The 17,279-nt window shown below is 52.7% G+C and carries 15 protein-coding genes; 9 read left to right on the top strand and 6 right to left on the bottom strand.

Annotated elements, in window-relative coordinates; translation table 11 throughout:
• Positions 1–1,209: an NAD(P)/FAD-dependent oxidoreductase gene (locus J1782_RS04075; RefSeq protein ID WP_217152476.1), complete on the bottom strand. Its 1,209-nt coding sequence runs from the start codon at positions 1,207–1,209 to the stop codon at positions 1–3.
• A gap of 321 nt (positions 1,210–1,530) precedes the next feature.
• On the opposite strand from J1782_RS04075, the gene pitA reads away from it, so the two are divergent.
• Positions 1,531–3,036, top strand: coding sequence for an inorganic phosphate transporter PitA (pitA, locus tag J1782_RS04070; RefSeq protein WP_152327584.1), 1,506 nt, complete (start codon positions 1,531–1,533; stop codon positions 3,034–3,036).
• Between the two features lie 109 nt (positions 3,037–3,145).
• Here the strand turns inward: pitA and uspB are convergent, their stop codons facing one another.
• Positions 3,146–3,481 (bottom strand): universal stress protein UspB, encoded by a 336-nt coding sequence (gene uspB / locus J1782_RS04065; protein WP_152327585.1) that lies wholly within the window; start codon positions 3,479–3,481, stop codon positions 3,146–3,148.
• A gap of 337 nt (positions 3,482–3,818) precedes the next feature.
• Between uspB and uspA the strand changes: the two genes are divergently transcribed.
• Positions 3,819–4,259, top strand: coding sequence for a universal stress protein UspA (gene uspA, locus J1782_RS04060; protein WP_014333460.1), 441 nt, complete (start codon positions 3,819–3,821; stop codon positions 4,257–4,259).
• Positions 4,260–4,321: 62 nt separating this feature from the next.
• On the opposite strand, the gene rsmJ is transcribed toward uspA, so the two are convergent.
• Both rsmJ and prlC read right to left on the bottom strand, forming a co-directional pair.
• The gene (rsmJ, locus tag J1782_RS04055) at positions 4,322–5,068 is read right to left on the bottom strand and encodes a 16S rRNA (guanine(1516)-N(2))-methyltransferase RsmJ (protein ID WP_152327586.1); all 747 of its coding nucleotides are present in this window, start codon (positions 5,066–5,068) and stop codon (positions 4,322–4,324) included.
• Positions 5,069–5,077: 9 nt separating this feature from the next.
• Positions 5,078–7,141, bottom strand: a complete 2,064-nt coding sequence (prlC, locus tag J1782_RS04050) for an oligopeptidase A (protein WP_217152475.1) — start codon at positions 7,139–7,141, stop codon at positions 5,078–5,080.
• Between the two features lie 338 nt (positions 7,142–7,479).
• Here prlC and J1782_RS04045 point away from each other — a divergent pair, with 338 nt between their 5' ends.
• The 6 genes from J1782_RS04045 to gorA all read left to right on the top strand — a co-directional run bounded on the left by J1782_RS04045 (position 7,480) and on the right by gorA (position 14,409).
• Positions 7,480–8,811 (top strand): 6-phospho-beta-glucosidase, encoded by a 1,332-nt coding sequence (locus J1782_RS04045; protein ID WP_217152474.1) that lies wholly within the window; start codon positions 7,480–7,482, stop codon positions 8,809–8,811.
• A complete protein-coding gene (locus tag J1782_RS04040; RefSeq protein WP_208950052.1) occupies positions 8,808–10,061 on the top strand; it encodes a PTS sugar transporter subunit IIC in 1,254 nt (417 codons plus the stop codon). Before J1782_RS04045 ends, J1782_RS04040 begins: the two co-directional genes overlap by 4 nt.
• Positions 10,062–10,086: 25 nt before the next feature.
• On the top strand, positions 10,087–11,124 hold the full coding sequence (locus J1782_RS04035; protein ID WP_217152473.1) for an oxidoreductase: 1,038 nt from the start codon (positions 10,087–10,089) through the stop codon (positions 11,122–11,124).
• A 106-nt stretch (positions 11,125–11,230) separates the two neighbouring features.
• Positions 11,231–11,959 carry a GntR family transcriptional regulator gene (locus J1782_RS04030; protein WP_165060902.1) on the top strand — a complete coding sequence of 243 codons (729 nt, stop codon included), beginning with the start codon at positions 11,231–11,233 and terminating at the stop codon, positions 11,957–11,959.
• 78 nt (positions 11,960–12,037) lie between these two features.
• Positions 12,038–12,880 carry a 23S rRNA (adenine(2030)-N(6))-methyltransferase RlmJ gene (locus J1782_RS04025; protein ID WP_013573521.1) on the top strand — a complete coding sequence of 281 codons (843 nt, stop codon included), beginning with the start codon at positions 12,038–12,040 and terminating at the stop codon, positions 12,878–12,880.
• A gap of 176 nt (positions 12,881–13,056) precedes the next feature.
• Positions 13,057–14,409, top strand: a complete 1,353-nt coding sequence (gorA, locus tag J1782_RS04020; protein WP_152327593.1) for a glutathione-disulfide reductase — start codon at positions 13,057–13,059, stop codon at positions 14,407–14,409.
• Between the two features lie 67 nt (positions 14,410–14,476).
• On the opposite strand, the gene cho is transcribed toward gorA, so the two are convergent.
• Positions 14,477–15,328 (bottom strand): excinuclease Cho, encoded by an 852-nt coding sequence (cho, locus tag J1782_RS04015; protein WP_217152472.1) that lies wholly within the window; start codon positions 15,326–15,328, stop codon positions 14,477–14,479.
• 201 nt (positions 15,329–15,529) lie between these two features.
• Between cho and J1782_RS04010 the strand changes: the two genes are divergently transcribed.
• Positions 15,530–16,438 (top strand): LysR family transcriptional regulator, encoded by a 909-nt coding sequence (locus J1782_RS04010; protein WP_152327595.1) that lies wholly within the window; start codon positions 15,530–15,532, stop codon positions 16,436–16,438.
• 20 nt (positions 16,439–16,458) lie between these two features.
• Here the strand turns inward: J1782_RS04010 and J1782_RS04005 are convergent, their stop codons facing one another.
• Positions 16,459–17,100 carry a hydrolase gene (locus tag J1782_RS04005; protein ID WP_152327596.1) on the bottom strand — a complete coding sequence of 214 codons (642 nt, stop codon included), beginning with the start codon at positions 17,098–17,100 and terminating at the stop codon, positions 16,459–16,461.
• Between the last annotated feature and the right edge of the window lie 179 nt (positions 17,101–17,279).

Raw genomic sequence — 17,279 nt, 5'->3', positions numbered from 1 at the left:
CTATTTCGCGCCCTTCGGTCGGGAAATCAGGTCCTGCGCGCACGCCCAGGCGGAGCTCCACGCCCACTGGAAATTGTATCCGCCCAGCCAGCCGGTGACGTCCACGACTTCGCCGATAAAATACAGACCCGGCACTTTTGCCGCGGCCATGGTTTTGGAGGAAAGTTCGCGCGTATCGACGCCGCCTAGCGTAACTTCCGCCGTGCGGTAACCTTCGGTGCCGTTCGGCTGAACCTGCCAGTTTTGCAATTGCTCAACCAGTTCGGCCTGTTGCGGCACGTTCAGCTGTTTCAGCGTGACGTCCGGCAGTTGCCCGAGCGTTTGCAGACATTCCACCAGACGTTTAGGCAGTTGCATCGCCAGCGTATTTTTCAGGCTCTGGTTCGGGTGTTCCTGCCGCTGTGCATTGAGAAACGCCGCCAGATCGACATCAGGCAGTAAGTTAACGCTCACAAACTCGCCAGGCTGCCAGAAGCTGGAAAGTTGCAGAACCGCCGGGCCGGACATCCCGCGATGCGTAAACAGAATGCTTTCGCGGAACACCGTGCCATCCTGCGCGGTCAGCACAGCGGGCACGGAGACGCCGGAAAGCGTCTGCAAATGGTCGAGCAGCGGCTTGTGCAGCGTAAACGGCACCAGACCGGCGCGGGTCGGTAACACTTTCAGGCCAAACTGTTCGGCCAGACGATAACCGAAAGGCGACGCGCCCAGCCCCGGCATGGAAAGTCCGCCGCTGGCAACCACAAGTGAGTGAGTACTTACAGTTGAGCCATTCACTTTGATAATAAAGCCATCTTCGGTTTTCTGAACGTCTGAAATCTCGCTGCGCAGACGCACATCGACATTCCCCCGTTCACATTCTTTATCCAGCAACGCCACAATTTGTGTCGCTGAATCATCGCAAAAAAGCTGGCCGAGCGTTTTCTCGTGCCAGGCGATGTTGTAGCGGTTGACCAGATCGATGAAATCCCACTGGGTGTAACGCGCCAGCGCGGATTTACAGAAATGCGGGTTTTCTGAAAGATAGGCAGCCGGTTCGGCATACAGATTGGTGAAGTTGCAGCGACCGCCGCCCGACATCAGAATTTTTCGTCCGGTTTTTTTGCCATTATCCAGCAGCAGAACCCGGCAGCCACCCTGTCCGGCCTGCGCTGCACAGAACATGCCTGCCGCACCCGCACCAATGACTACCACATCAACCTGTTCCACTTTTGGCCTCTCTTACCGGAAATTTCAGCTACGTTTTAGACAGGGCTTCCCCCTGTGCCAATGGGCTTTAGCCGCATTGCGACGCGGATTGTAAGGGACAGACGCCCCTTAAACCAGCCAGAGAGGTGGTTTTCTGAACGTCGTAAGTAAATGTTTCAGCGCCTAAACGAGGAATAAGATTTTGATATATAAAAAATAAATTGAAACAAAGCCAAATATTGAACTGTTTTTAGTCAAAAAAATGTCATATTTTCCTTTTCCCGTCCCCCTGTTCTCGCAGATAATGCGCGGCGTTCATGACCACTAACTGGCGTAACAATTATGCTGCATCTATTTGCCGGGTTGGATATTCATACCGGTTCGTTATTGATTCTCGCGTTACTGTTTGTTCTGTTCTATGAAGCCATTAACGGTTTCCATGATACGGCCAACGCAGTAGCAACCGTCATATACACCCGGGCAATGCGTTCGCAATTAGCGGTCGTGATGGCAGGGGTATTTAACTTCTTTGGCGTCCTGCTCGGTGGTTTGAGCGTGGCCTATGCCATCGTCCATTTACTTCCAACCGATTTGTTGCTGAATGTAGGTTCCGCGCATGGCCTTGCCATGGTGTTCTCTATGTTACTGGCGGCGATCATCTGGAACCTCGGCACCTGGTATTTTGGTCTGCCGGCGTCCAGCTCCCATACCCTCATTGGCGCTATTATCGGCGTGGGTTTGACTAACGCGCTGATGACCCACACGTCAGTGGTTGATGCGTTAAACATCCCGAAAATGATTGGCATTTTCGCCTCACTGATCGTCTCACCGCTGGTCGGGATGATTATGGCGGGAACCATGATTTTCCTGCTGCGTCGCTACTGGAGCGGGAATAAAAAACACGCCCGTATCCACCTGACGCCAGCAGAACGTGAAAAGAAAGACGGCAAGAAGAAGCCGCCATTCTGGACCCGTATTGGCCTTATTCTGTCCGCAATCGGCGTGAGTTTCTCTCACGGTGCGAACGATGGTCAGAAAGGTATCGGCCTGATCATGCTGGTGTTGATTGGCGTGGCTCCGGCAGGTTTCGTGGTGAACATGAGCGCGACCGGTTACGACATTGCCCGTACCCGCGACGCCGTGACGCACCTCGGCCAGTATTATTCGCAGCATGTTGATGCGGTGCCACACGTTGTGGCGCAGACGCCTCTGGTGCCTGCACCGGACGTAAATATCGCACCAGCCGATGAGACAAAAGTGTTCCATTGCGACAGCAGCCACGCACTTGATGCGATTGGCCGCGCGCAGACACTGCTGACTAATCTTCAGTCTTACAGCGATCTGGCACCGGAAGAACGCAGCCACATGCGCCGCCTGCTAATGTGTGTTTCTGATACTGCCGATAAAGTCGCTAAACTGCCGGAAACTTCCGCGGCGGATAAACGCTTCCTCGGCGAGCTGAAAACCGACATTCTGCAAACTGTCGAATATGCCCCGATTTGGATCATCATCGCGGTCGCGCTGGCGCTGGCGTTGGGTACCATGATTGGCTGGAAGCGCGTTGCGACCACCATCGGTGAGAAGATTGGTAAGAAAGGCATGACCTACGCTCAGGGCCTGTCTGCGCAGATGACGGCAGCGGTGTCTATCGGTGTGGCCAGTTACACCGGTATGCCGGTTTCCACCACGCACGTGTTGTCCTCTGCGGTTGCAGGTACCATGATTGTGGATGGCGGCGGTGTTCAGTCTAAAACCGTGAAAAACATCGCTATGGCGTGGATTTTAACCCTGCCCGTGTCGATTGTTCTTTCCGGCGTGTTGTACTGGATTGCGCTGAAGCTTATCTGATAAACCTGCGTGCTCAGGCACGGATGTAAAAAAGGCGGCCTTGTTCTCAGAACCGGTCGCCTTTTTTTATTCCCTTTTTCACACTTTCCTCGCAACGATTTTAGACGTGTCAGTACCAGATCAACATGGCCATCATACTGATAAGAATCAGTCCAACCAGACATGTCGTCAGGACAAACTGGCCGCGTACTCTTTCACACCGGCGGATAAACTCAGGGTCGTGATGTTCAACATAGCGCTGAGCATAAATATAGCGAACCAGTCTTATCTGCTTGCCGGGCTGGCCGTGGGAAGTAAAGAATCCCCCGCCGTCCACGTACTGATACAGCAACGGATCACAGCCCCGCAGCACCACCAGCAACGCGCGCAAAGACGAGTAATAACGCAGCATATTCACCACACACACAAAACATAAAGCCCAAAACAGCGCAACGGGACTGATCATGATTCCCCCTCAAGGCGAACTGACACCGCGCAATGCCGCTCAAAATCTGCCGCACACCCGACGTTTCGCCCTGCCTTTCCGCGATTTCACACCCCCGGGCAACGTTCGCCCGCCCTCTTTTCTTATCACAGAAGAATGCTAAAGCAGGAGAAGCCTGCATTATTGAGTGTAGGAAACGAATCTGTAAGTGTTCATATTATTTGTATCTATAGATTGTCAGATTAGGAAATGGGATCTGTATGCTTGATTTGTCTCACCATTTTGGCGCTATACTGACGTCATGACATTCGCATGATGCTGATATAGCTTTTAACTGACTTATGGAAGGAGTTTTCTTATGGCTTACAAACACATATTGATTGCTGTTGACCTCTCACCTGAGAGCAAAGTTTTAGTCGAGAAAGCGGTTTCCATGGCGCGTCCGTATAACGCCAAGGTGTCCCTGATCCACGTTGATGTGAACTATTCAGACCTCTACACCGGCCTGATTGACGTGAACCTGGGCGACATGCAGAAACGTATTTCCGAAGAAACGCACCACGCGCTGAACGAGCTTTCGCAAAACGCCGGTTACCCGATTTCAGAAACCCTGAGCGGCAGCGGTGATTTAGCCCAGGTGCTGGTCGATGCCATCAACAAATACGGCGTGGATTTAGTGCTGTGCGGCCACCACCAGGATTTCTGGAGCAAGCTGATGTCCTCCGCACGCCAGCTGATCAACACCGTCCATATCGACATGCTGATCGTGCCATTGCGTGACGAGGAAGAAGAAGCGTAAGACGCGACGTCTGCGCGTTGATGAGAAAGAGGTGCCAGTGGCACCTCTTTTTTTATGGGAATTTACAGCGGCGTATAAATATCAAACCGGTGGCTTTTCGTGACAACCGCAGCCTGCGCGGCGATGTCCGCCATCGGTGGCGCATAGTCAGGGCGTTTCACTACAATCCTTTTGGTCGCTAACCTGCGCGCAGGTTCCAGCAGGCCGTCAGCATCTTCGTCCGGGCCAACCAGCCCCTGAAACACGCGCATCTCTTTCTTCACCAGCGCACTTTTTTGTTTGTGCGGATACATCGGATCGAGATACACCACTTCCGGCTTTGGCGAAAGCTCAGAGAGCGCGGTCAGGCTTGAAGCATGCAGCAACGTCATGCGTTCACGCAGCCACGGGCCGATTTCCGCATCACGATAGCCACGCGCCAGCCCGTCGTCGAGCAAAGCCGCCACCACCGGATTGCGTTCCAGCATCCGCACTTTGCAGCCCAGAGAGGCCAGCACAAACGCGTCGCGGCCCAGACCTGCGGTGGCATCGACGACATCCGGCAGATAACTGCCTTTGATGCCGACCGCTTTTGCCACCGCCTCACCGCGTCCGCCGCCAAATTTACGACGATGCGCCATCGTGCCGCCGGCGAAATCGACAAAAATTGCACCGAGTTTTGGCTCGTCGCGTTTGCGTAATTCCAGACGCTCAGGCGTCAGCACCAGCGCCATCACGGCATCCGGGTCGGACGTCAGATTCCAGCGCTGCGCCAGAACAGATAAGGCGCCTTCATCGGCGCCTTCTTCACAGAGTAAACACACACTCACAGGCAGAAATTATCCTTTGATACCATAATGGCGCAGCATAGCATCCAGTTGCGGCTCACGCCCGCGGAAGCGTTTGAACAACTCCATCGGCTCTTCGGAACCGCCGCGCGACAGAATATTATCCAGGAACGACTGCCCGGTTTCGCGGTTGAAAATCCCTTCTTCTTCGAAGCGGGAATAGGCATCAGCAGACAGCACTTCCGCCCACAGATAGCTGTAGTAACCCGCCGCATAACCGCCTGCAAAGATATGGCTGAAGGCGTGCGGGAAACGGCCCCAGCTTGGTGACGGCACAACCGCAACCTGCTTCTTGATTTCTGCCAGGGTTTGCAGGATTTGCGCGCCTTTGGCCGGGTCATATTCCGCATGCATACGGAAATCGAACAGACCGAATTCCAGCTGACGCAGAATAAACAGCGCCGCCTGATAGTTTTTCGCGGCCAGCATTTTATCCAGCATCTCTTTCGGCAGCGGTTCGCCGGTTTCGAAATGCCCGGAGATGAACGCCAGCGCGTCCGGCTCCCAGCACCAGTTTTCCATAAACTGGCTTGGCAGTTCGACGGCGTCCCACGGCACACCGGCAATTCCGGCAACGCCTGGCGTGTCGATGCGGGTCAGCATATGATGCAAACCGTGGCCGAATTCGTGGAACAGCGTGGTAACTTCGTTGTGCGTAAACAGCGCCGGTTTATTGCCGACCGGGCCGTTGAAGTTACAGGTCAGATACGCGACCGGCTTTTGCAGTTTGCCGTCGGCTTTACGCATACTGCCGACGTAATCGTTCATCCAGGCTCCGCCACGCTTGTGTTCGCGGGCATACAGGTCGAGATAGAAACTGCCGCGCAAATCGCCGGATTCATCGAACAAATCGAAGAAGCGCACGTCTTTGTGCCAGGTTTCCACGTCTTTGCGTTCTTTGGCGGTGATGCCGTAAATGCGTTTCACCACTTCGAACAGCCCTTCCAGCGCGCGTTGTTCAGGGAAATAGGGACGCAGTTGCTCGTCATTGATGGAGAACAGATGCTGTTTCTGTTTTTCGCCGTAGAACGGCAAATCCCAGGCTTCCATTTCGTCCACGCCAAAATGCTCTTTCGCAAAAGCACGAAGCTGCGCCAGTTCACGTTCGCCTTGCGGGCGGGCACGCGTCGCCAGACCGCTCAGGAAATCAATCACCTGTTTCGGGCTTTCGGCCATTTTGGTGGCCAGCGACATATCCGCGAAGGAATCAAAACCTAACAGCTGAGCCAGCTCGTGACGCAGCGACAAAATCTCTGCCATCACTTCGCTGTTGTCCCACTTACCGGCATTCGGGCCCTGATCGGACGCACGGGTGCCGAACGCGCGGTACATTTCTTCACGCAGCGCACGGTTTTCGCCATAGGTAATCACCGGCAGATAGCTCGGGATATCCAGCGTCAGCAGCCAGCCTTCCTGTTCTTTCGATTCGGCCAGCGCTTTCGCCGCCGCCAGTGCGCTTTCCGGCAGGCCTTTCAGTTCGGCCTCATCGGTAATCAGCTTGCTCCAGCCCATCGTGGCATCGAGCACGTTGTTGCTGTACGTCGAACCCAGCTCAGACAGACGCGCCGAAATTTCGCCGTAGCGTTTCTGTTTGTCGACCGGCAAACCAATGCCGGATAACTCGAAATCACGCAGCGCGTTATCAATCGCTTTTTTCTGAGCAACGGACAGCGTAGTGAAATGCTCGCTGTCTTTTAAATCGCGATAAGCCTGATACAAACCGGCGTGCTGCCCGGTCCAGGTGCTGAATTCAGATAAAATTGGCAGACATTGCTCGTACGCTTCACGCAGTTCCGGGCTGTTTTTGACTGCGTTCAGATGCCCGACCGGCGACCAGATACGGCTCAGACGATCGTCGCTTTCCGCCAGCGGCTGGCACAGATTTTCCCAGGTATAAGGCGCGCCCTGAGCGACCACGCGTTCAATCGTCTGGCGGCTTTCTTCGATCGCAGATTGCATCGCAGGGACGATATGTTCGGGTTTGATCGCAGAGAAAGGCGGCAGGGAGAACGGTTTTAAGAGCGGATTGTTCGACGCGTTATGCTGTTCAGTCATAGGGCCAGTCCTTCGTTAATTCGGGTGGGTTTGATGCGCCTGAGGCGCACCACGCCGTGAATTCGGGTCGTCTTAAAGATGACGTAACTTCTAACATGCGGTCAAGTTGCGGCGAAATCAATGGGCCGGGCAAATTCGTCGGCTCAGAAGAAGTTATTAACCGCATCAATAACTCACATCTCAAACATCACTCTCAATTTGGATCCGCCTCGCATTTTTCATCATGAGTTCTGCCCGTCAGGTAAACCTTATTTACAGCAGGGTTAATCGTGTTATTTTTCATCTGGCATATGCCAGTTTGGCTCTCTCGAAAAATCACATCATGGACAGAAACGAAAATGAAAAAACTCAAGATTGTCACGCTGGGCGGCGGATCGAGTTACACGCCGGAACTGATTGAAGGTTTTATCCGCCGGTACGATGAATTGCCGGTCACCGATTACTATCTGGTGGATATCGACGCGGGCGCGGAGAAGCTGAAAATTGTCGGGGAACTGGCAAAACGCATGGTGAAGAAATCAGGATTACCGATGACGGTTCACCTCACTACCAACCGCAACGAAGCATTATTTGACGCGGATTTCGTCACCACGCAGTTACGCGTCGGCCAGCAGGAAGCGCGCATTCACGATGAAGCCATTCCACTGAAATACGGCGTTCTCGGGCAGGAGACCACCGGTGCGGGCGGCTTTATGAAAGCGCAGCGCACCATTCCGGTCCTGCTGGATTTATGCCGTGATATGGAAAGGCTTTGCCCGGAGGCGTGGTTGATCAACTTCACCAATCCCGCCGGAATTGTCACGGAAGCCATCGAAAAATATTCCCCAATAAAAACGCTGGGCATCTGCAGCGGCGCAAACAACATGATGATGGAGGTTGCAGGCGTTTACGGCGTTGAGCGCCGCGACGTTTACGCCAGAGTAATGGGGCTGAACCACCTGATTTTTGCCGATCAGATTGCGGTAAAAGGTCAGGACGTCACCGCCGGATTTATTGAAATGCTGGCGAAAAGCGCGGGCGGCAGCTCGTTAAAAAATGTCCCGGACATTGGCTTACCGCCTGATTTTATCCGTGCGCTCGGCCTGTTTCCGCTCTCGTACCTGAAATACTTTTATCTCAGCCGGGAAATGGTCGAACACAGCCTTCAGGACTGTAAAGCGCACGGTACACGCGGCGAGCAAACCCGAGAAATAGAACGAAAACTCTTTGAAATTTATAAAAATCCTCAGCTTGAGTCCAAACCGAAAGAGCTGGAAAGCCGCGGCGGCGCGTATTACTCGGAAACGGCCTGTTCCATCATCAGCTCAATTTATAACGATAAAAAAGAAATCCACGTCGTGAATACGCCAAACCGGGGCGCAACGCGCGATCTGGACGATGAAAGCGTGGTGGAAACCAACGCCATGATTGACCGTCAGGGCGCGCATCCGCTGGCTTATGGCCGCCTGCCGGTGAAAGTTCGCGGGCTGATCCAGAGCGTTAAAGCGTTTGAAGAACTCACCGTTGAAGCCGCTGTCACCGGCGATTACTCCACCGCATTAATGGCGCTGTCGGTGCATCCGTTGATCCCGTCCGTGGATATTGCCGGGAAAATTCTCGATGAATATCTGGCCGTAAACCGGCCTTTCCTGCCTCAGTACAAATCCGGCAAGGGGGGGAAAATATCATGATGAAGTTTTTAGAATCCCGCGTGGTGCCCTGTCTGGTGAAAGTCGGGGAAAACGTGATTCTGGTCGCCGTCAGAAACGGCATCACGCTGACATTGCCGTTTATTATTTCCGGTAGCGTGTTTTTAATTATCGCCAACCTGCCTATTCCCGGCTGGACGGAATATCTCGGCACCTTTGGTACGGCGCTGAATGTACCGGTTATCGTCACATTCGGCATTATTGGTTTGATCTCCGCAATCGGCATCAGTTACAACCTGGCAAAACATTACAAACTCGACGGGCTGACGTGCAGCGGTATTACCGTCGCCGTTTTTCTGATGGCGCAGCTCGATGATAATTACCTGCTGAACGTCGATAACCTCGGCGCGTCGGGATTATTTTCCGCCATTATTTTGTCGGTACTGACGGTATATATCATCCGCTTTTTCATTGAGCATAAAATCTATATCCGGCTACCGGAAAGTGTGCCGCCTGCGGTGTTGCAGTCTTTCGTCAGCGTGATCCCGGCGTTTGTCTGCCTGGCACTGGTCTGGTTCGTCAGGGTGATTTTGCACTTTGATATCAACGCGTTCTTCACGATGATCCTCAGCCCGCTGGTGATTGGCCTGGGGACATTGCCGGGGATGTTAATTCTGGTGTTTCTGATTTCACTGCTTTGGTGTTGCGGAATACACGGCACCAACGTGTTATCGGGTATTACCGCGCCAATCTTCCTGAAATTCATTGTCGAAAATACGCAGGCTTATCTGAGCCATCAGCCGATCCCGCATATCTTTGCCGAAGGATTTTATAACTTCTTCATTTGTACCGGCGGCTCCGGCGCGACCATGGGTTTGGTGCTGGCGATGATGATGTCGAAAAGTCGTTATTATAAATCGCTGGGCCGCATGTCTTTTGCGCCGTCCCTGTTTTGTATTAATGAGCCGGTGATATTCGGCGTGCCGATGGTTTTCAATCCGCTGATGATGTTGCCGTTAATTGTCACGCCGATGCTGCTGTGTACGATGTCTTATTTCCTGATGGAATTTAATATTATTGGCCGCCCGGTATTACAGATCCCCTGGACCATGCCGCCGTTCTTGAATGCCTATTTCGCCACTGGCGGAAATATTCCCGCGGCAATCTGGTCAGGCGTCATGATTATTATTTCGACAATCATTTATTATCCCTTCTTCCGTTTGCTGGAAAAGAAACAACTGGCGGCTGAAACAGCCGAAATCCCGGCAAAAGTGGCACAGGTCAGTGCATAAACCTTCATACAGGGAGTCTATTATCATGACGATAAACAGTGCATTTATAGGATTCGGCAAAAGCGCTACGCGTTATCACTTGCCCTACGTTTTTCAGCGCCGCGAAACGTTTCGCGTAAAAACGATTTTCGATGTGACCCGCCGCCCGGCGCTGGAAGCCGAAAGCGAATATCAGGGCATTCATTTCACCGACAGCCTGAACGACATTCTGCTCGATGAAAGCATCCGGCTGGTGACGCTGTGTACGCCGCCGGAAACGCACTACAATTTCGCCCGTCAGTGTCTGGAGCACGGGAAAAACGTCATCGTCGAAAAACCGTTTACCCGCACGCTGGCTGAAGCGCAGGCGTTGTTTGCCCTGGCCGCAGAAAAGGGTCTCACAGTCACGCCATTCCAGAATCGCCGTTTTGACAGCTGTTTTTTAGCCGCTAAAAAAGTGATCGACAGCGGCGTGCTTGGGAAAATTGTCGAGTTCGAAAGCCACTTCGACTATTTCCGTCCCGATGCGCCTGACGCACCCGGTGATTTCACCGATGGCGCATTTTACGGATTGGGCGTGCATCTTATCGATCAGGTCGTCAGCCTGTTCGGTCGACCGGAATTCGTGCATTACGATATCCGCTCTGTCAGGAATAAAAATAACCCTGACGATACGTTTGAATTGCAACTTTATTACGGCGATATCAAAGCGATCGTGAAATGCAGCCATCTGGTCATGCAGCCTTATCCGAAATTCATTGTTAACGGTGAAAACGGGTCATTTATCAAACTGAATATCGACCAGCAGGAAACCTGTCTTAAAGCCGGAATAATGCCGGGCTGCCCTCATTTCGGGCAGGAGTCAGAATTCGGCTTGCTGAAATATCAGAATCAGCGCGGTGAAATTATCACTGAAAAAGTCAATGCCGGTACCGGCGATTATGGCCGCGTTTACGACGCGGTTTACGCCACGCTGGTGCATAGAAAACCGCCTTATATTTCGCAGCAGGACGTCATGACCACCATGGAAATTCTGCATCGCGCCTTTGAGCAACCGGCTCCGGCGCTGATAAAACTCCGTTAGCCCCTCAGCGCGCCGCGCATTTTTCACGGCGGCGCGCCCGGATGACACCTTTACGTGTTCTGTTTATACTGCCCGAAAATAAACCGCTGCAAGAAGGCGTTACGCCATGGCCGCCCGTTACATTGATATTAAAAACAGCCTGAAACAGGCGATCCTCAATAAAGAATATCGTGTCGGGGACAAAATCCCTTCTGAGCGGGAATTAGCGGCGCACTACGACGTCACGCGCGTCACCCTGCAAAAAGCGATGCATATGCTTGAACAGGAAGGCTTCATCGAGCGCATCCACGGCAAAGGCATGTACGTCACCAAAGTGATTGAAGATAACGTTTATTTGCTCAATAACGGCACCAGCGATTCTATTCTGGGTTTTTCGCGTGAATTTAAAAATCAGGTTAAAGTCTCCAGCAAGCTGATTACGTTGAACAAAATCGCTGCGGGAGAATATATCGCCGCTCAGCTTGATATTCATCCGGATGACGACGTTCATTATATCCGCCGTATCCGGCTGGTTGATAATATCCCGGTGCTGATTGAAGACTCGTATATTCCCTGCGCTGTCATAACGTCAATTCCAGAAGCCGTTTTACAAGAAGCGTCTTTATATGAATATATTGAAAACAAAACGGGCCGGAAAATTAAATTCTATAATTCGGTGATCGAGGCCGCGCTGTTCGACGAAACGCTCTGCGCATTGCTGAACATTGAAACCGGTAGCCCGATGCTGAAAGTCTCCGGCGTCACCAAGCTGGAGGACGGCAAAGCCTTCAATTACTCCATCAGTTTTAACCGCGCAGACATGTTCAAAATTAAGAACAGCTGGGTCGGGAAGTAAGATGGCGGCGTTTTACGGGCAACTTGAAGGCCGAATGTTTATACTGTCCGCAATACGCCACTCCGGAATGATAAAGTTATGTTGAGTTACCGCCACAGTTTTCACGCCGGCAACCATGCCGACGTCCTTAAACACACCGTTCAGAGCCTGATCATTGAATCTCTGAAAGAAAAAGAAAAACCCTTCCTTTATCTCGATACCCACGCGGGTGCCGGGCGCTATCAGCTGAGTGGCGAACACGCCGAACGTACCGGCGAATATCTGGAAGGTATCGCGCGCATCTGGCAACGTGATGATATTCCTGAAGAACTGGCGGCGTATATGTCTGTCGTCAATCACTTCAACCGCAATGAAAACCTGCGTTATTACCCGGGTTCGCCGCTGATTGCCCGTCAGCTGTTGCGTGAAGATGACAAACTGCACCTGACCGAACTGCATCCGAGCGATTTCCCGCTGCTGCGCAGTGAATTCCAGAAAGATGACCGTACCCGCGTTGCGCGTGCCGACGGTTATCAGCAGCTCAAAGCTCAGTTACCGCCGCCGTCACGCCGCGGGCTGATCCTGATGGACCCGCCGTACGAAATGAAAACCGATTATCAGGACGTGGTAAAAGGCATTCAGGAAGGCTACAAGCGTTTTGCCACCGGCACTTACGCGCTGTGGTATCCGGTGGTGATGCGCCAGCAAATCAAAAAAATGCTGCGTGACCTCGAAGCAACGGGTATCCGCCGTATCCTGCAAATCGAACTGGGCGTGCGTCCGGACAGCGATCAGCGCGGCATGACGGCTTCCGGCATGATCGTGATTAACCCGCCGTGGAAACTCGAGCAGCAGATGAATAACGTGCTGCCGTGGCTGCTGAAAGTGCTGGTTCCTTCCGGCACCGGTCACACCACGGTTAACTGGGTTGTCCCTGAGTAAGTAAAGATTTCCCCCTCGCTGAGACCTTTTTCTAAGGTCTCAGCTATCAAACCTATTGCAGCCATCGATCCAAACTTTGCGACAAAACGCATTCACGCGCTAAACTCACAAGCAATTTTTAAGATTAGCGACGCCGGTATGGCGTTCTTCATTTTTGACAACTCATGGAAAATCCGATGACCAAACATTATGACTATCTGGCAATTGGCGGCGGCAGCGGCGGTATCGCATCAATCAACCGTGCAGCCATGTATGGGAAAAAATGTGCGCTGATCGAAGCTAAAGAGCTGGGCGGCACGTGCGTCAACGTGGGTTGTGTCCCGAAAAAAGTGATGTGGCACGCCGCGCAAATCGCTGAAGCGATCCGCAACTACGGCCCGGACTATGGCTTTGATACCACCGTAAACAGTTTCAACTGGAAAACGCTGGTCGCCAACCGTACCGCTTACATTGACCGCATTCATACCTCGTACGACAACGTACTGGGTAAAAATAAAGTGGACGTGATCAAGGGCTTCGCACGCTTTGTTGACGATCACACCGTTGAAGTGAACGGTGAAAAGATCACGGCGGATCACATCCTGATCGCCACCGGCGGTCGTCCGAGCCACCCCCATATTCCGGGTGCGGAATATGGCATCGATTCAGACGGTTTCTTTGATCTGACCGAAATGCCAAAACGCGTTGCCGTGGTTGGCGCAGGTTACATCGCGGTAGAAATCGCCGGTGTGATGAACGCGCTGGGTGCTGAAACGCACCTGTTCGTGCGTAAACACGCGCCGCTGCGTACTTTCGATCCGCTGATTGTCGAAACACTGGTGGAAGTGATGGAAACCGAAGGCCCGGCGCTGCATAAAGAATCCATTCCGAAAGAAGTGGTAAAAAATGCCGACGGCAGCCTGACGCTGAAACTGGAAAACGGACAAGAATTTGAAGTCGACAGCCTGGTCTGGGCGATTGGCCGCGAACCGGAAACCGACAATTTCAACCTGAAAGCGACCGGCGTGAAAACCAACGAAAAAGGGTATATCGTCGTCGATAAGTTCCAGAATACCAGCGTAAAAGGTATTTATGCGGTGGGCGATAACACCGGTGCGGTTGAACTGACACCCGTGGCTGTCGCAGCAGGCCGTCGTCTTTCCGAGCGCCTGTTCAACAACAAACCGGAAGAACATCTGGATTACAGCAACATCGCCACCGTCGTGTTCAGCCACCCGCCAATCGGCACCGTCGGCCTGACTGAACCGCAGGCGAAAGAGCAGTTCGGCGAAGACAACGTAAAAGTGTACAAATCCGCATTTACCGCGATGTACACCGCTGTCACGCAGCACCGTCAGCCGTGCCGCATGAAACTGGTATGTGTCGGTAAGGAAGAGAAAATCGTCGGCATTCACGGTATCGGCTACGGCATGGACGAAATGTTGCAGGGCTTCGCGGTCGCACTCAAAATGGGCGCAACCAAGAAAGACTTCGACAACACCGTCGCTATCCACCCGACCGGTGCGGAAGAGTTTGTGACCATGCGTTAATTCGCGGGCATTGCGCAGTGACGCAATGCACTGAAAGGCTGCCGGTAGGCAGCCTTTTTTATTGCAGTCAGTCCAGCAAAATTACTTTCGAACTGTCCGTCTCGAATAGCGGCCTGCAGAGGATTTTATAACTGTCGCGGTCAAAGTGCGGAACGGCAATATCAAAGGCTTTCGCGGCCTCCAGCGTTTTTACCGTGCCCAGATAGAACCAGTGATTGATGACGTGATAATCCGTCTGGCCGCTGGCTTCTTCGACGATAGCGATCCGACCAGGATATGGCCAGCTGCGGATTTTCAAGGTACTGAGCGCATTTCTGAGACGTTCCTGATGCGCATCCGGCGTTTCTTTACCACAGCAGACGCCCGCGCATTTGCCCAGTGAAAAGCGGAAACAAGCGCGGTTTTTCGTCAGTTTTTCCAGCCCCAGCGCGCCGTAACACAGCTTTTCCTGATCGGCGATATCGCGGATTTTCTCGATTGCCGACATTTTCGTTTTAAACAGGCCAAACAGATCTTCGCTGTGAGAAAAATCCACGTCATCACTAAAGACAATTTGCGCACTTAATCCCTGAAGCCGGATGGAACACAGCTTGCGGGCGGTGCGCAGGCGTTTATTGAACAACGGACGCCGGGTTTTGATCAGGTCAGATTCCAGCAACAATGCTCCGATCTCACCGGTTGTTTCGATGTGTTCGATATCGCGGGTCATATGCAGAAGTTTGGCTTCGGCAGGATTGCGAAAGTGCGACATCACGCGGCTGCGGATATTCACGCTTTTACCGATATACAGCGGAAAGGCGTTATCGTCGCCGTAAAAAATATAGACACCGCTGCTGCCGGGTAAATTTTCTAAGGTATGACGAAGATGTTCAGGGTACTGATAGAGCTCGGTAAAAAGCGCTTTTTCGGGATTCCACAAATTGGCTGACCTGTTTTCTCTGCTAACTTTAACAATAAAAATGCCGTATAAAAAACAGACGAATGATACTGGTAATGCATACAGTCATCAACCTCTGGTTAACTATTTGTTGCGTTATAACTGTAAACAATACGAAATGGAGCAGCCATTGCTACCGGAAATGATTGTCCGGCGTTCAACCATTATTGGGTGGGAAAATAAATGCGATTAAGCCTTGAAGCGCTGCTGATCCTTGACGCGTTAGACCGTCACGGCACCTTTGCCGCAGCGGCTGCCAGACTGTTTAAAACGGCTTCCGCACTGAGTTACACCGTGCAGAAAATGGAAAGTGATCTCAATATCAAACTGCTGGATCGCTCAGGCCATCGCGCCACCTTCACCCCCACCGGTCGTCTGATGCTGGATAAAGGCCGCGTGCTGCTGCGTGCCGTCAGTGAGCTGGAGCAACAGGCGCAGTATGTTGAAAGCGGCTGGGAGAGCAAACTGACTATCAGCCTTGATGCTTCCGTGCCCTTCGCGCTGCTTACGCCGCTGATCGAGCGGTTTTACGCTGAGCATCAGCATACTCAGCTGTTATTCCGCCACGACGTGCTCGCCGGTTGCTGGGAAGCGCTCAGTTATGGCGAAGCCGATATCCTGTTCGGTGCAGTTCAGGAGCCACTCACGCGCAGCGGCATTGAATATCGCCCTATCGGCTGGCTGGAATATGTGTTTGCCGTTGCCCCGCATCACCCGCTCGCCTCGATGCCGGAGCCGCTGGTGCGCGAGCAAATCCGCCAGTACCGCGCGGTAGTGGTTCACGATACGTCCCGCCACAGCACAGGCGCGGATTTGCGCGTACTTGATGAGCAGAAGATGATCAGCGTTCATGACTTTAATGCCAAAGTTCATGCCCAAATCGCCGGGCTGGGTTGCGGCTATCTGCCCCGTTATCTGGCTGCACCTCACCTTGAAAGCGGAGCGCTGGTGGAGCGCCGTCTTGATACCCAGACGCGCCGCGATCAGGCTTTTATGGCCTGGAACGAAAACGCCACCGGCAACGCTGCAATGTGGTGGCGGGAGAATTTACAGGATTTCGAGGGGATAAATACCGTTTATAGCCCGGAATAACCGGGCTATAATTTCGGCTATCATGCCTTACGCTGCGGGGCTTTATGCACCATGGTGTAGGCATAATCGACGCCCATGCCGTATGCACCGCTATGTTCACGCACCAGATCCATCACCGCGTCGTAAGTCTCTTTACGTGACCAGTCGCGCTGATATTCCAGTAACACTTGCTGCCAGGTCACCGGCACTGCGCCAGCCTGCACCATACGGTCGATAGAACGTTCGTGCGCATCTACGCTGGTGCCGCCGGAGGTGTCGGTCACCACATACACTTCATAGCCCTCTTTCAGCGCCATCAGCGCCGGGAACGTCAGACATACTTCGGTCCACAGTGCAGAGATAATCAGTTTTTTGCGTCCTGTTGCTTCCACTGCTTTCACGAAGGCTGCATCTTCCCATGAGTTCATCGAGGTACGTTCAATCGGTTTCACCTCCGGATGTACCGCCAGTAACTCAGGCCAGATATAGCCGCTGAAACTTTCCGTTTCGACCGAGGTGTAAATCACCGGCACGTTAAAAACTTTGCCCGCTTTTGCGAGAGCGACAGTATTATTTTTAAGCTGCTGGCGATCGATATTCGCAACGCCGAATGACATCTGTGGCTGATGGTCGATGAAAATCAGAGTGGAGTTCTGTGGGTCGAGCAGATCGAATTTAGACATTTTCATTTCCTCGCAGAGAGCATTGTTGGGGGACGTGTTTGTATTTAACGTTGTGCTGTTGTGCTGCTGGAATTAACAATAAGGCAGGGGATGAAAAGCAGATAGCGGAAAGAATTTGGCAACTTGTTCAGTTTTTTTTGACAGGAAAGACGCAAAAGAAAAAGGCATTCCCGCCAGGG

Origin of the sequence: Rahnella sp. BCC 1045 (assembly GCF_019049615.1) — a bacterium.
Taxonomy (GTDB): Bacteria; Pseudomonadota; Gammaproteobacteria; order Enterobacterales; family Enterobacteriaceae; genus Rahnella; species Rahnella contaminans.
Note: the sequence above shows the minus strand (reverse complement) of the source record. Positions and strands in the feature narration are given on the sequence as shown.

What these genes read in the sequence shown, in the direction of transcription:
- uspB (WP_152327585.1), bottom strand. Translation starts at nt 3,481, where the DNA reads ATGATCAGTCCCGTTGCGCTGTTTTGGGCTTTATGTTTTGTGTGTGTG.
- J1782_RS04035 (WP_217152473.1), top strand. Translation starts at nt 10,087, where the DNA reads ATGACGATAAACAGTGCATTTATAGGATTCGGCAAAAGCGCTACGCGT.
- J1782_RS04045 (WP_217152474.1), top strand. Translation starts at nt 7,480, where the DNA reads ATGAAAAAACTCAAGATTGTCACGCTGGGCGGCGGATCGAGTTACACG.
- uspA (WP_014333460.1), top strand. Translation starts at nt 3,819, where the DNA reads ATGGCTTACAAACACATATTGATTGCTGTTGACCTCTCACCTGAGAGC.
- J1782_RS04030 (WP_165060902.1), top strand. Translation starts at nt 11,231, where the DNA reads ATGGCCGCCCGTTACATTGATATTAAAAACAGCCTGAAACAGGCGATC.
- J1782_RS04010 (WP_152327595.1), top strand. Translation starts at nt 15,530, where the DNA reads ATGCGATTAAGCCTTGAAGCGCTGCTGATCCTTGACGCGTTAGACCGT.
- J1782_RS04040 (WP_208950052.1), top strand. Translation starts at nt 8,808, where the DNA reads ATGATGAAGTTTTTAGAATCCCGCGTGGTGCCCTGTCTGGTGAAAGTC.
- pitA (WP_152327584.1), top strand. Translation starts at nt 1,531, where the DNA reads ATGCTGCATCTATTTGCCGGGTTGGATATTCATACCGGTTCGTTATTG.
- J1782_RS04025 (WP_013573521.1), top strand. Translation starts at nt 12,038, where the DNA reads ATGTTGAGTTACCGCCACAGTTTTCACGCCGGCAACCATGCCGACGTC.
- J1782_RS04005 (WP_152327596.1), bottom strand. Translation starts at nt 17,100, where the DNA reads ATGTCTAAATTCGATCTGCTCGACCCACAGAACTCCACTCTGATTTTC.
- gorA (WP_152327593.1), top strand. Translation starts at nt 13,057, where the DNA reads ATGACCAAACATTATGACTATCTGGCAATTGGCGGCGGCAGCGGCGGT.
- prlC (WP_217152475.1), bottom strand. Translation starts at nt 7,141, where the DNA reads ATGACTGAACAGCATAACGCGTCGAACAATCCGCTCTTAAAACCGTTC.